Origin of the sequence: Streptomyces sp. NPDC048504 (assembly GCF_043200035.1) — a bacterium.
In the GTDB taxonomy this organism is placed as follows: domain Bacteria; phylum Actinomycetota; class Actinomycetes; order Streptomycetales; family Streptomycetaceae; genus Streptomyces.
The window spans coordinates 124,284-137,980 of the sequence record NZ_JBICXA010000002.1 but is presented as its reverse complement, the minus strand read 5'-3'; the positions used below and the strand labels follow the sequence as shown (position 1 = coordinate 137,980).

The following is a 13,697-nucleotide window of genomic DNA, read 5'->3' as shown; positions in this document are numbered from 1 at the left end:
GTTTGTCACCGTCCCCGCCCGCCCGCGGTGCGGCCGGGCTGTTGTGTGAGCGGGGGGGGGGGGGGGGCCCCCGGGGGGGGGGGGGGGGCGGCCCCCCCCCCCCCCCGGGGGGGGGCGCCCCCCCCCGGACGGGTCGTAGGGGGTGGTCATGCGGGGAGGACCCACATCGGGTTGGAGTAGAACCAGAGGTCCTTCCACGGGTCGGCGTCGCCGAGGACGTCCATCGCGGGGCCTGCGGGGTCGATCGCCGGGCCGTTGATGCCTACGGCGGAGCGGTTGCCGTCGGTGCCGCGGAGGCGGACGTAGACCGGCTTGTCGAGGCGGCCGAGGGAGTACGTGAGGCGGACGGTGCCGGTGGACTTGTCGACCTCGAAGGACTTGACGACCTTCGTGGTGGGGGTGGCGAAGGTGTCCTTGTCCGCGACCGGGCCGGTGACATCGCCCTGGATGACGTCGACGCGGGCCAACTTGGGCTGGAACTGGGCCCAGTTGGGGCCGTTGGCCAGGCTGATCCTGATGACCAGGTCGACCTGCGCGCCTCGGCGGACGTGCAGCGCGCCGCCGAGGGTGACCTCGCGGCCGCCGTAGGACAGGCGGGCGTCGAGGCCGCTGATCAGGCCGCCGTGGTCGACCCAGACGCGGCCCGCGCGGATGCCGTCCATGACCGCCTTGTACGCGAAGGAGGATGCGCCGACGTGCGTGCGGGAGTACTGGCCGGGCCAGAAGTCGGTGTCGGTGAGGCTGATGCCGGTGCCGTAGACCGGGTCCTCGTAGCGGCCGTTGGCGTTGAAGTCGCCACCCGGGCCGCGGACCGCCGTGTCCGCGTAGACGTTGTGGGAGTCGGAGTTGGCGGTGATCCACCAGGGCTTGCCCTCGGCGAGGAGGCTGTCCCACAGGCCGCCGACCGTGGCCGTCATCCAGTCGAAGCCGCCCCAGGTGCGGTAACTCTCCAGCGGGTAACCGGGGAAGGAGTCGGCGCCGGGGCTGTTGTCGTAGATGCCGCGTCCGCTGCCCGGGCCGTTCGGCTTGGGGATGCCGCCCGCCTGGTGGCCGGGGGCGCCCTCCATGCCGACGGCGATCGAGGGCTGCGCGTCGCGCCAGCCGCGGATCTCGTGCGGGGAGTCGATGCCCTTGCGCGCCGGGTGGTTGGCGAGGAAGAGGGCGTCCTTGACCTTGCGGCGGCGGACCTGGTCGGCGAGGAAGTTGACGCCGGCGATGGCGAGGGCCTCGTTGGCGGGAGAGTTGCCGCTCGCGTTGTTGACGCTGCCGTCGAAGGAGTTCTCGAACTCCTTGAGCACGGCCACCTCGTTGGAGCCGGGGTGCACGAAGACCGTGCCGTGCTCGGCGCCCGGGATGTTCCACTCCAGACCCTGGAAGACGAGGGTGTCGTCGGTCTTGTCACGGGCGTCGACGATGTCCGGATTGACCTTCTCCACACCGATCTTGGCGTGCGTGACGCTGCCGTGGTCGGTGATGACCATCCAGTCCAGGCCGTGCGCGTTCGCCTGGCGTACGTGGTCGATGACCCGGTACTTCGCGTCGCTGCTGTACTGGGTGTGGATGTGGTGGTCGCCGGCCAGCCACAGGTAGCCACCGCCGCGCGACTTCTGGGACGCCTGCTGCTGCGCCGTCTGCTGTACGGACGCGGCTGCCTCCCCCGCGCCGGCGAGCACGCCGCCCGCGGCAAGTCCCGCTCCCAGCAGGCCCGTTCGGCGCAGCATGCCTCTTCGGGACAGCTGACTGGGCGTCAACTCCTCGTCCGGTACGGACGTGTCGAGGGCGGGCGGCAGCGACGAGGTGTCGCCGTCCCCGTGGTGGTGATGATGGTGGTGACCGTGATCGCCGTGACTGTGGCCGTGGCTCATGTTCAACTCCCGCTGATGCAGGGACCTTCACGCTCGGACGTGCAGAGTCTGGAAAGGAGCGGTGAACAGCGGGAGTCGAGGTGGTGGTGTGGCAAAGAACGAGTCATGCACGGCTACAACATCGGTCACGCGGTGCTTTTGCGCCGGTCATGCGGTGTCTCTCCGTGTGTCCCGCCGCTGTCTCTCCGTACCGCCCCCGCCAGGATCCACCCCTCCATCTCGTCGTAGCGGCGCCGCTGTTCCTCCTCCTCGCGGCGGCCCGAGGCGACCGTGCCCAGCCAGCCGCAGGCGAAGCCGAGCGGGATCGTGACCAGGCCCGTCGTGGTGAACGGGAACCAGTTGAAGTCGGCGTTCGGGAAGGCGGCGGTGGGCGAGCCGGAGACCAGGTTCGTGCCCGGCATCAGCAGCAGGACGGAGAGGGTGCCGCCAACGAGCGTGCTGAGCAGGCCTGTTCGGGTGTAGCGGCGCCAGAAGAGGCTGTAGACGAGGGCGGGCGCTATCGCCGAGGCGCCCAGACAGAAGGACAGGGTGACGAGGGGTTGCAGGCCCCGGTGCTGGATCAGCGTCGCCAGCGCGATCGCCGGAACGCCCACCGCCAGCGCCGAGTAGCGGGCCAGCGTCATCTCGCGGCGGACCGGCATCTCCTGGACCCGGGTCGCGAAGACGTCGTGGGCGAGGGAGTTGGCGCAGGCGAGGATCATCCCGGCGACGGAGGCGAGCAGGGTGAGGAAGACGGCCGTGGTGACGGTGGTGAAGAGGAGGGTCTCCGTCGTCGACATGGTGGCCCCGAACACCGCCCGTGAGCCCAGGAGATACGCCGTGTTGCCCTGCGGGTCGGCCCGCGCGATCACTGCCCGGCCGAGCAGCGCCGTCGCGCCGAACCCGACGACCGTCACGATCACCACGAACAGTGCCACGCTCGACACCGCCCACGACATCGACCGCCGCACCTGCCGGGCGCTCGACGCGGTGTACATGCGCATCGTGACGTGCGGCAGGCAGGCGCCGCCGATCACGACCGTCAGCTGTGAACTGATCATGTCCAGCCGGGGACTTGGCCCGCCCGAGAACTGAAGTCCCGAGTGCAGGAAGGCCGGTCCGGCGCCGCTCTGCTTCGCCGCCGTGTCGAAGAACGAACCCAGGTCCCAGTGGAACCGGTTCAGCAGGAGTACGGCGATCACGGCTCCCGACCCGAGCAGCATCACGATCTTCAGGATCTGGATGAGCGCGGTGCCCTTCATGCCGCCGATCGCCGCGTAGCTGATCATCAGCGCGCCCACGCCGATGATGCAGCCGGTCTGCAGGAAGTCGCCGGAGAAACCGAGGATGAACGCCAACAGCTGTCCCGCGCCCGCGAGTTGGACCAGCATCAGCGGCAGCAGCGCGATGATCGTCACCGTGCACGCGACGATCCGTACGGGCCGCCCCGGCATCCGGCGGGCGAGCGCGTCGCCCATCGTGAACCGGCCCGCGTTGCGCAGCGGTTCGGCCAGCAGGAACATCAGCAGCATCAGAGACAGGGCCGTGCTCAGCGCGAGCACCACCCCGTCGTAGCCGTACAGGGCGATCACCCCGCCCGTGCCCAGCACGCTCGCCGCGGAGATGTAATCACCCGCTATGGCAAGGCCGTTGCGCAGCGGGGAGAGGGAGCCGTACCCCGTGTAGAACTCGTCGAGGTCGTCGCGGTCGGGGCCCGTCATCACGCACAGCAGCAGCGTGATCGTGGCGACGGAGGTGAAGGCCACCAGCGACATGGTCTGCGAGGAGTCCCTGAGACCGGTCATCGCCGTCACGGTCGACGTCGAGGTCGTCGCGGTCATCGTGCCGCCTCCCGTCTCGCGTCCAGTTCGGCCTGTCTGCGGAAGCGGTCCGCGAGGGGGTCGACGCGACGCCGGGCCGTGCGCTCGAAGAAGGCTGTCGCGAGCCAGGTGACGGGCAGTTGGACCAGTGCGAGCAGCAGCCCGGTGGGCACACCGCCGGTGCCGGTGCTCGACATCAGCGAGGGCGCGAACGCGGAGAGCCCAAGGAAGAGACAGAAGTAGCCGAGCGCGGCGGTGGTCGCCACCCGGCGCTGGCGCCGGTACGCGCCGCGCAGGATGCGCAGATCGCTGTGGTTGCCGAGCGCGGGGCGACGGGGCAGGCGGCGGCGCTCGGGCGGAGGCGGGGGTGGCTGCCAGGGGTAGGTGACGGTGGGCGGGGAGAGGCGTGGGGGCGGGGGCTGAGTCGGGGGTGGTGCGTGGTCGTACGGGACGTAGGGGACGGAGTCCGGGGTGTACGGGTCGGCGTCAGGGTCGTACGGGGTGTACGGGTCGGGTGACGAATGCACATCATCCGGGCGGTACGAATCATGCGGAGGGTACGGGTCGTAGGACATCCCGTGCTCCTTGCGTGGCTCGGGTCCGTGGCGGCGGACCGCAGGGAGGGGGCGGCGCGAGCCACGCACGTTACTCGCCGGTTAGGGGGTGTGGGTGGTTTTCGCCGAACTGAGCGGTCGGTAGGCGCCGTCGCGTCAACACCCGCTGACCTCGGGTGTTGCCAGGATCGCCCAACTCCGGCCCGCTCACTCCTCCTTGAGGACCGGGAACCGCCGAGGCGCCAGGAACAGCAGCACCAGGAAGGCCACCGCCGCCGCGCACCCCGCGCCGATGTACACCGCGTGCACCGCGTCCGCGATCGCCCGCCGGGTCGCCTCGGGGACCGCGCCCCCGTCCAACCCCCGCGTCACCGAGTCCAGGTCGCTCGCCCCGCCCAGCCGTGACGCGAGCACCCCGTTGGCCACGGCCCCGAACACGGACGCGCCGATCGTCTGCCCGGTCTGCCGGCAGAACAGCACGGACGCGGTCGTCACGCCCCGCTCCTCCCATCCGACCGTCGACTGCACCCCGACGATCAGCGGGAGTTGGAAGAGCCCGAGGGCCGCGCCGAGCAGCAGCATCAGCACCATCGGCTGCCAGGCCGCGCCCGGATACGGCAGGAACGGGAACGTGAACAGGATCAGCGTCGCCGTCCCGATCCCGAGCATCGCCGTGTTGCGGAAACCGATCCGCCGGTACACGTGCTGGCTCAGCGCGGCCGACACCGGCCAGCTCAACGTCCAGACGGACAGCACGAATCCGGCCGCCACGGGTGCCAGCCCGAGCACCGACTGCGCGTACGTCGGCAGGAACACACTCGGCGCCACCATCAGCAACCCCAGTGCGCCCAGGGCCAGGTTGACGGCCGCGATCGTACGGCGCCGCCACACCCACCCCGGGATGATGGGCTCGGCCGCCCGGCGTTCGATCGCGACGACCACTCCGGCCAGCGCAAGTCCCGTACCGAACAAGGCCATTGAGGGTGCCGAGAGCCAGTCCCACGCGACCCCGCCCTGCACCAGCGCGGTGATCAGCACGCCTCCGCACGCGAACACGGCCAGCGCGCCCGCCCAGTCGATGCGGGGGCGGGAGGCGCGGGCGCGTTCCGGTTCGTGGAGGTGGCGGACGATCAGCCACAACGCCACCGCCCCGACAGGGAGGTTGACGAGGAAGATCCAGCGCCAGCCCGCGTACGCGGCGAGCAGTCCGCCCACACCCGGGCCCGCGACCGCCGACACCGCCCACACCGTGGACAGCTTGGACTGGATCTTGGGGCGTTCCTTCAGCGGGTACAGATCGGCGGCGAGTGTCTGGACCGTGCCCTGCAACGCCCCGCCGCCCAGGCCCTGTACGACCCGGAACGCGATCAGCGCGCCCATGTTCCAGGCGGACGCGCACAGCAGCGAACCGGCGAGGAAGACCACCGCCCCGACGATCAGCACCGGCTTGCGGCCGAACGTGTCGGAGAGCTTGCCGTAGACGGGCAGGGTGACCGTCACGGCCAGCAGATAGCCGGAGAACAGCCAGGAGAAGACGGAGAAGCCGCCGAGGTCACCGACGATCTGCGGTACGGCGGTCGAGACGATGGTGGAGTCGAGGGCGGCCAGGGCCATCGCGAGCATGAGGGCCGCGACGACCGCGCGCTTGCGCCGGTCGGGAGGGGCCGGCGTGGGCTGCTCGGGAGGCGTCGGCGTGGGCTGCTCGGCCGCCTCGGGTCGTATCTCGGTGTCGCTGTCCCCCTGGTCCACAGGAATCCTTTCCCCTTGCATCTATCTGCCGCGCACCAGCTTCTCACTTGAGCCTCACGTAGCGGCAGGGTGAAAGCTGAGCGGGCCGGTGGGTGGACCGAACCCCGAGATCGACTCCACCCGTCGGTGGAGAGCCCTTAGGGGTGGCTCCCTACTACGACCCGGGGAGGGTTCGTACCGGCGGAGGAGGAGAAGGGCGGGGGGTCGTCCTTAACCTGGCTTTATGCCGCGGGGGGCGGCAGACCGAACCGCCGGGGGTGGGGTTTTCCCCCGGGAAAGACTGCGCTGAGCACCAGCGCGCCGGACCCCCTCCCGCCGCCAGACTCATCGTCGTAACCACTTCAAACGCATCGACCGGGCACCGGCACGCTCTGCTGCCGACCGACTTAGGAGACATACCGTGACATCGGCTGTGACCATTCCCAGGCACGGGGGCACTGGAGGGCGTACGGCCGTTGCCGCGCGAGCGCGGCAGGTCGTCAAGGCGTACGGGGCCGGGGAGACCCGCGTCGTCGCCCTCGACCATGTCGACGTGGACATCGCCCGCGGCCAGTTCACCGCGATCATGGGCCCCTCGGGGTCCGGCAAGTCCACGCTCATGCACTGCCTCGCCGGACTCGACACCGTGACGTCCGGGCAGATCTACCTGGACGAGACCGAGATCACCGGCCTCAAGGACAAGAAGCTCACCCAACTGCGCCGGGACCGGATCGGGTTCATCTTCCAGGCGTACAACCTGCTGCCGACGCTGAACGCGCTGGAGAACATCACCCTCCCCATGGACATAGCCGGCCGCAAGCCCGACAAGGGCTGGCTGGCGCAGGTCGTGGAGACGGTCGGACTCGCCGGCCGGCTCAAGCACCGGCCCAACCAGCTCTCCGGCGGCCAGCAGCAACGCGTCGCCGTAGCACGGGCGTTGGCGGCCCGGCCCGAGATCATCTTCGGTGACGAGCCGACCGGAAACCTCGACTCCCGTGCGGGAGCAGAGGTGTTGGGCTTCCTGCGCCGGTCCGTGGACGACCTGGGCCAGACCATCGTGATCGTCACACACGACCCGGTGGCCGCCTCGTACGCGGACCGCGTCCTGTATCTCGCGGACGGCCGGATCGTCGACGAGATGTTCAAGCCGACCGCGGACGCCGTCCTCGACCGCATGAAGGACTTCGACGCCCGGGGGCGTACGTCATGACTGTCGTGAAGACCTCGATGCGCAACTTCTTCGCGCACAAAGGGCGGATGGCGCTCTCCGCGATAGCCGTGCTGCTGTCGGTGGCGTTCGTGTGCGGCACGCTGGTGTTCACGGACACGATGAACACGACGTTCGACAAGCTCTTCGCGGCCACCGCGTCCGACGTGACGGTCCTGCCGAAGGCGGCCAAGGCCGACGGCAGCACCCCGCAGAACGGACTGCCCGAGTCGCTGCCGGCCTCCACGGTCGCGCAGGTGGCGAAGGCGCAGGGTGTCAAGTCCGTTGAGGGCGCCGTCAGTTCGATGAACGTGACCGTCGTCGACAGCGCCAACAAGAACATGGGGTCCTCGACCGGCGCGCCCACCATCGCGGGCAACTGGACGAAGAACGACCTGCGTTCGATGGAGATCACCTCCGGCCACGCCCCGCGCGGGCCGACCGAGACGATGGTCGACGCCGACACCGCAGACAAGCACCACCTGAAGATGGGCGACTCGCTGCGCACGATCTCGCAGACCGGTGACTTCACCGCGCGGATCGTCGGCATCGCCACCTTCAAGGTGACCAACCCCGGTGCGGCCGTCGTCTACTTCGACACCGCCACCGCCCAGCGTGAACTCCTGGGCGCCACCGGCCGGTTCACCCAGCTCGGCGTGACTGCCGCGAGCGGTGTCTCCGACACCCAGCTCAAGCAGAACGTGGCACAGACCCTCGCCTCGTCGGGGACGTACAAGATCCAGACCGCCAAGGAGAACGCCGACGAGAACCGCAAGGGCGTCGGCCAGTTCATGAACGTCATCAAGTACGCCATGCTCGGCTTCGCCGGGATCGCGTTCCTGGTGGGCATCTTCCTGATCATCAACACCTTCTCGATGCTGGTCGCCCAACGGACCCGCGAAATAGGCCTGATGAGGGCGGTCGGCTCGTCCCGCGGACAGGTCAACCGCTCGGTGCTGGTCGAGGCGACCCTGCTCGGGATCGTCGGCTCGATCCTCGGTGTCGGCGCCGGTGTCGGGATCGCCGTAGGCCTGATGAAGCTGATGAGCGCAGCGGGCATGGACCTGTCGACCCGGGACCTGACGGTGAAGTGGACCACCCCGGTGCTCGGCCTCCTCCTCGGCGTGATCGTCACCATCCTCGCCGCCTACCTCCCGGCCCGCCGGGCCGGCAAGGTCTCCCCGATGGCCGCACTTCGCGACGCCGGTACACCGGCCGACGGCAAGGCCGGCTGGGTGCGTGGTCTGATCGGCCTGGTCCTGACGGGCGCCGGTGTCGCCGCCCTGTTCGCGGCGGCCACCGCCAAGAAGGCGACGGACGGTTCGCTGGTACTGGGGGCAGGTGTCGTACTGTCCCTGATCGGCTTCGTCATCATCGGCCCGCTGCTCGCCAACGGGGTCGTACGGGTCATCAGCGTCGTACTCCTGCGGGCCTTCGGGCCGGTGGGGCGCCTGGCCGAACGCAACGCGCTCCGCAACCCCAGGCGTACGGGTGCTACGGGTGCGGCCCTGATGATCGGCCTCGCGCTGGTCGCCTGCCTCTCGGTGGTCGGCTCGTCGATGGTGGCCTCGGCCACGAGTGAACTCGACAAGTCCGTCGGCGCCGACTTCATCGTCCAGGGCAACCAGCGGATCGTCCCGCAGGCGGAGAAGGCGATGGAGAAGTCGCCGGACCTCGTCCACGTCACCCGCTACAAGGACATCGACGCCACCCTCACCTCGCCCGACGGCCAGAAGGACACCGACGGCATCACCGCCGCCGACCCGTCCTACGCCCAGGACCTGCGCCGCGCCACCACGGCCGGCGAACTGTCCGCCGCCTACGGCACCAACGCGATGTCGGTCGGCTCCAAGTACGCCAAGAAGCACGGCGTCCACGTCGGCGACACGATCAGCGTCGCCTTCAAGGGCGGCGAGACGGCGAAGCTGAAGGTCGCGGCGATCACGGACGACGACGTCGCCATCGACCAGGGCGCCCGCTACACCAGCATCACCACGATGCAGAAGTACCTCCCGGCCGACAAGGTCCCGCCGAACGAGATCATGTTCGCCAAGGCCAAGGACGGCCAGGAGAAGCAGGCGTACGCGGCTCTGAAGAAGGCCATGGCCCCGTACCCGCAGTACCAGGTGCGCGACCAGACCGACTACAAGCAGGAACTGAAGGACCAGATCGGCCAGCTTCTCAACATGGTCTACGGCCTGCTCGCCCTCGCGATCATCGTGGCGGTCCTGGGTGTCGTGAACACCCTCGCCCTGTCGGTCGTCGAGCGGACCCGGGAGATCGGCCTCATGCGAGCGATCGGCATGTCCCGCCGGCAGCTCCGCCGGATGATCCGCATGGAGTCGGTCGTGATCGCCCTCTTCGGAGCGCTGCTCGGCCTGGGGCTCGGGATGGGCTGGGGCGCGACCGCCCAGCAGCTGCTCGCCCTGGAGGGGCTGAAGGTCCTGGAGATCCCCTGGGGCACGATCATCGCGGTCTTCATCGGATCGGCGTTCGTGGGACTGTTCGCGGCCTTGATCCCGGCGTTCCGGGCGGGACGGATGAACGTCCTCAACGCAATCGCCACGGAGTAGCCGACCAAGCCACTTGTCCAACGGGGGCAGGCCCGGCGCCGAGAAGTCACGGGGGACTTCTTGGCGCCGGGTTTGTTTGTTCTTGTCGTTTGTCTGTTGTCTTTGAGGTCCACTTCTCTGTTGCCAGTAAACGGGTGGGTGGGTGGGAAAGGCTTTTTCGGCAGTGCGGGGTGCCAAGGAAGCGAGGGTTGTCCACAGGCCCCGGCACACGGCAGCGCACCGACGTACGCTGGATACCCCCCGGCCCACCCTTCGCGTCGGGCCCTTCGTGTTGCCCACCCCCAGACGGAAAGCCCTCCATGAGCCTGCACGGTCTGCTCGACGCCGTAGTCAAGGACCCCGCCCTCGCGGAAGCCACCAGGGCCGCGACCGACGGCAACCGCATGCACGTCGACCTGGTGGGCCCCCCGGCGACCCGCCCCTTCGCCGTGGCAGCGCTGGCCAGGGAGACCGGCCGCACCGTCCTCGCGGTGACCGCGACGGGCCGCGAGGCCGAGGACCTGGCGGCAGCCCTGCGCTCGCTGCTCCCGCCGGACGGCGTCGTGGACTACCCGTCCTGGGAGACCCTCCCGCACGAGCGCCTCAGCCCGCGCAGCGACACCGTGGGCCGCCGCCTCGCCGTCCTGCGCCGCCTGGCCCACCCGAGGGAGGACGACCCGGAGACGGGCCCGGTCTCCGTCGTCGTGGCGCCCGTGCGGTCCGTGCTGCAACCGCAGGTAAAGGGGCTCGGAGACCTGGAGCCGGTCGCCCTGAGGACGGGCCAGAGCGCCGACCTGAACACGATCGTGGACGCGCTCGGAGCCGCCGCCTACGCGCGCGTGGAGCTCGTCGAGAAGCGCGGCGAGTTCGCCGTGCGCGGCGGCATCCTGGACGTGTTCCCGCCCACCGAGGAACACCCCCTGCGCATCGAGTTCTGGGGCGACGACGTCGAGGAGATCCGCTACTTCAAGGTCGCCGACCAGCGCTCCCTGGAGGTCGCCGAACACGGCCTGTGGGCACCCCCGTGCCGTGAACTCCTGTTGACGGAAGACGTCCGCACGCGTGCGCGTGCCCTCGCCGAACAGCACCCCGAACTGGGCGAGCTGCTCGGCAAGATCGCCGAGGGCATCGCCGTAGAGGGCATGGAGTCGCTGGCCCCGGTGCTCGTCGACGACATGGAGTTGCTGCTCGACGTGCTCCCCAAGGGCGCGATGACCGTCGTATGCGATCCGGAGCGGGTACGCACGCGTGCGTCCGATCTCGTCGCCACCTCGCAGGAGTTCCTCCAGGCGTCCTGGGCGGCGACCGCCGGTGGCGGCGAGGCGCCCATCGACGTCGGCGCGGCCTCCTTGTGGGCCATCGCGGACGTACGGGGCCGGGCGCGCGAGCTGGACATGATGTGGTGGTCGGTGTCGCCGTTCGCCGCCGACGAAGAGCTGACGGATACATTCGCCGCTGACGCGGCGGGGGACACCCTGAAGCTCGGCATGCACGCCCCCGAGACCTACCGGGGCGACACCGCGAAGGCCCTCGCCGACACCAAGGGCTGGCTCGCCGACGGCTGGCGCACGGTCTTCGTGACCGAGGCCCACGGCCCCGCGGCCCGCACGGTCGAGGTCCTCGGCAGCGAGGGCGTGGCGGCCCGCCTGGAGACGGAGCTGGGGGAGATCGCCCCGTCCGTCGTGCACGTGGCGACCGGTTCGATCGACTACGGCTTCGTCGATACGGCGCTCAAGCTCGCCGTCCTCACCGAGACCGACCTCTCCGGGCAGAAGGCCGCCGGCAAGGACGGCGTCCGGATGCCGGCCCGCCGCCGCAAGACCATCGACCCGCTCACCCTGGAGGCGGGCGACTACATCGTCCACGAGCAGCACGGTGTGGGCCGCTACATCGAGATGGTGCAGCGCACGGTGCAGACCGCCACGCGCGAGTACCTGGTCGTCGAGTACGCCCCCGCCAAGCGCGGCCAGCCCGGGGACCGGCTCTACATCCCCACCGACCAGCTGGAGCAGATCACCAAGTACGTCGGCGGCGAGGCCCCGACCATGCACCGCCTCGGCGGCGCCGACTGGACGAAGACCAAGGCGCGCGCCAAGAAGGCCGTCAAGGAGATCGCGGCCGACCTCATCAAGCTGTACTCGGCCCGGATGGCGGCCCCGGGGTACGCGTTCGGCGCGGACACGCCCTGGCAGCGCGAGCTGGAGGACGCCTTCCCGTACGCGGAGACGCCCGACCAGTTGACGACCATCGCCGAGGTCAAGGACGACATGGAGAAGTCGATCCCCATGGACCGGCTGGTCTGCGGCGACGTCGGCTACGGCAAGACCGAGATCGCGGTACGGGCCGCCTTCAAGGCCGTACAGGACGGCAAGCAGGTCGCCGTCCTCGTCCCGACGACCCTGCTCGTACAGCAGCACTTCGGGACGTTCACCGAGCGGTACTCGCAATTCCCGGTCAACGTAAGGGCGTTGAGCCGCTTCCAGTCCGACACGGAGGCGAAGGCGACCCTGGAGGGCCTGCGCGAGGGCTCCGTGGACCTCGTCATCGGCACCCACCGGCTGTTCTCCTCCGAGACCAAGTTCAAGGACCTCGGCCTGGTCATCGTCGACGAGGAGCAGCGCTTCGGCGTCGAGCACAAGGAGCAGCTGAAGAAGCTGCGCGCGAATGTCGACGTCCTGACGATGTCCGCCACCCCGATCCCCAGAACCCTGGAGATGGCGGTGACCGGCATCCGCGAGATGTCGACGATCACGACGCCCCCGGAGGAGCGTCACCCTGTGCTGACGTTCGTCGGCCCCTACGAGGAGAAGCAGATCGGCGCCGCGATCCGCCGCGAACTCCTGCGCGAGGGCCAGGTCTTCTACATCCACAACCGCGTCGAATCGATCGACCGCGCGGCGGCCCGACTGCGCGAGATCGTCCCGGAGGCGCGCATCGCGACCGCCCACGGCCAGATGTCGGAGCAGTCCCTGGAGCAGGTGGTCGTCGACTTCTGGGAGAAGAAGTTCGACGTCCTGGTATCGACGACGATCGTCGAGTCGGGCATCGACATCTCCAACGCGAACACGCTGATCGTGGAGCGCGGTGACAACTTCGGTCTGTCCCAACTCCACCAGCTCCGGGGCCGGGTGGGCCGTGGCCGCGAGCGCGGCTACGCGTACTTCCTGTACCCCCCGGAGAAGCCCCTCACCGAGACGGCCCACGAGCGCCTCGCGACGATCGCCCAGCACACGGAGATGGGCGCGGGCATGTACGTGGCGATGAAGGACCTCGAAATCCGAGGCGCGGGAAACCTGTTGGGCGGCGAACAGTCCGGCCACATCGCGGGCGTCGGCTTCGACCTGTACGTCCGCATGGTCGGTGAGGCCGTCGCGGACTACCGCGCCTCCCTGGAGGGCGGTGTCGAGGAGGAGCCGCCCCTGGAGGTCAAGATCGAGCTCCCGGTCGACGCCCACGTCCCGCACGACTACGCCCCCGGCGAGCGCCTGCGCCTCTCCGCCTACCGGTCCATCGCCTCCGCCAACACGGAGGAGGACATCAAGGCCGTACGCGAGGAACTCGTCGACCGCTACGGCAAGTTGCCCGAACCGGTGGAGAACCTGCTGCTGGTGGCGGGCCTGCGCATGCTCGCCCGCGCGTGCGGCGTCGGCGACATCGTCCTCCAGGGCACCAACATCCGCTTCGCCCCTGTGGAGTTGCGCGAGTCCCAGGAGCTGCGCCTCAAGCGCCTCTACCCGGGCACCGTCATCAAGCCGGCCGCCCACCAGGTGCTGGTACCCCGCCCGAAGACGGCGAAGGTGGGCGGGAAGCCGCTTGTCGGGCGGGAGTTGCTGGGGTGGGTGGGGGAGTTCCTGGCGACGACTCTGGGGTCGTGATCCTGGCGTCGTAGGACGTCGTAGGACGTCGTAGGAGGGGCCGGCAGGAGGGGGGGCCGGTCGGTCGGCCGGGGGGCGTGGAGGCTGCCGGTCGGTCGCTCCGGGTGCTGCCGTCAC

Annotated in this window: 7 protein-coding genes; 3 read left to right on the top strand and 4 right to left on the bottom strand. The window is 69.8% G+C overall.

Annotated features, from left to right (window positions below; translation table 11 throughout):
• Positions 1–146: 146 nt before the first annotated feature.
• From ACGFY9_RS04860 to ACGFY9_RS04845, 4 genes are all read right to left on the bottom strand, one after another.
• On the bottom strand, positions 147–1,865 hold the full coding sequence (locus ACGFY9_RS04860) for a PHP domain-containing protein (RefSeq protein ID WP_393752003.1): 1,719 nt from the start codon (positions 1,863–1,865) through the stop codon (positions 147–149).
• Positions 1,866–1,990: 125 nt separating this feature from the next.
• Positions 1,991–3,685 carry a cation acetate symporter gene (locus ACGFY9_RS04855; RefSeq protein WP_393752001.1) on the bottom strand — a complete coding sequence of 565 codons (1,695 nt, stop codon included), beginning with the start codon at positions 3,683–3,685 and terminating at the stop codon, positions 1,991–1,993.
• Entirely contained in the window at positions 3,682–4,239 is a 558-nt protein-coding gene (locus ACGFY9_RS04850; protein WP_393751999.1) for a DUF485 domain-containing protein, read from the bottom strand. The genes ACGFY9_RS04855 and ACGFY9_RS04850 overlap by 4 nt, the downstream gene beginning before the upstream one ends.
• Positions 4,240–4,425: 186 nt before the next feature.
• Positions 4,426–5,988: an MFS transporter gene (locus ACGFY9_RS04845; RefSeq protein WP_393751997.1), complete on the bottom strand. Its 1,563-nt coding sequence runs from the start codon at positions 5,986–5,988 to the stop codon at positions 4,426–4,428.
• A 379-nt stretch (positions 5,989–6,367) separates the two neighbouring features.
• Here ACGFY9_RS04845 and ACGFY9_RS04840 point away from each other — a divergent pair, with 379 nt between their 5' ends.
• From ACGFY9_RS04840 to mfd, 3 genes are all read left to right on the top strand, one after another.
• On the top strand, positions 6,368–7,156 hold the full coding sequence (locus ACGFY9_RS04840; RefSeq protein WP_363099853.1) for an ABC transporter ATP-binding protein: 789 nt from the start codon (positions 6,368–6,370) through the stop codon (positions 7,154–7,156).
• Positions 7,153–9,726, top strand: a complete 2,574-nt coding sequence (locus tag ACGFY9_RS04835) for an ABC transporter permease (protein ID WP_393751995.1) — start codon at positions 7,153–7,155, stop codon at positions 9,724–9,726. Before ACGFY9_RS04840 ends, ACGFY9_RS04835 begins: the two co-directional genes overlap by 4 nt.
• Positions 9,727–10,025: 299 nt before the next feature.
• Positions 10,026–13,580 carry a transcription-repair coupling factor gene (mfd, locus tag ACGFY9_RS04830; protein WP_393751993.1) on the top strand — a complete coding sequence of 1,185 codons (3,555 nt, stop codon included), beginning with the start codon at positions 10,026–10,028 and terminating at the stop codon, positions 13,578–13,580.
• Positions 13,581–13,697: the final 117 nt, after the last annotated feature.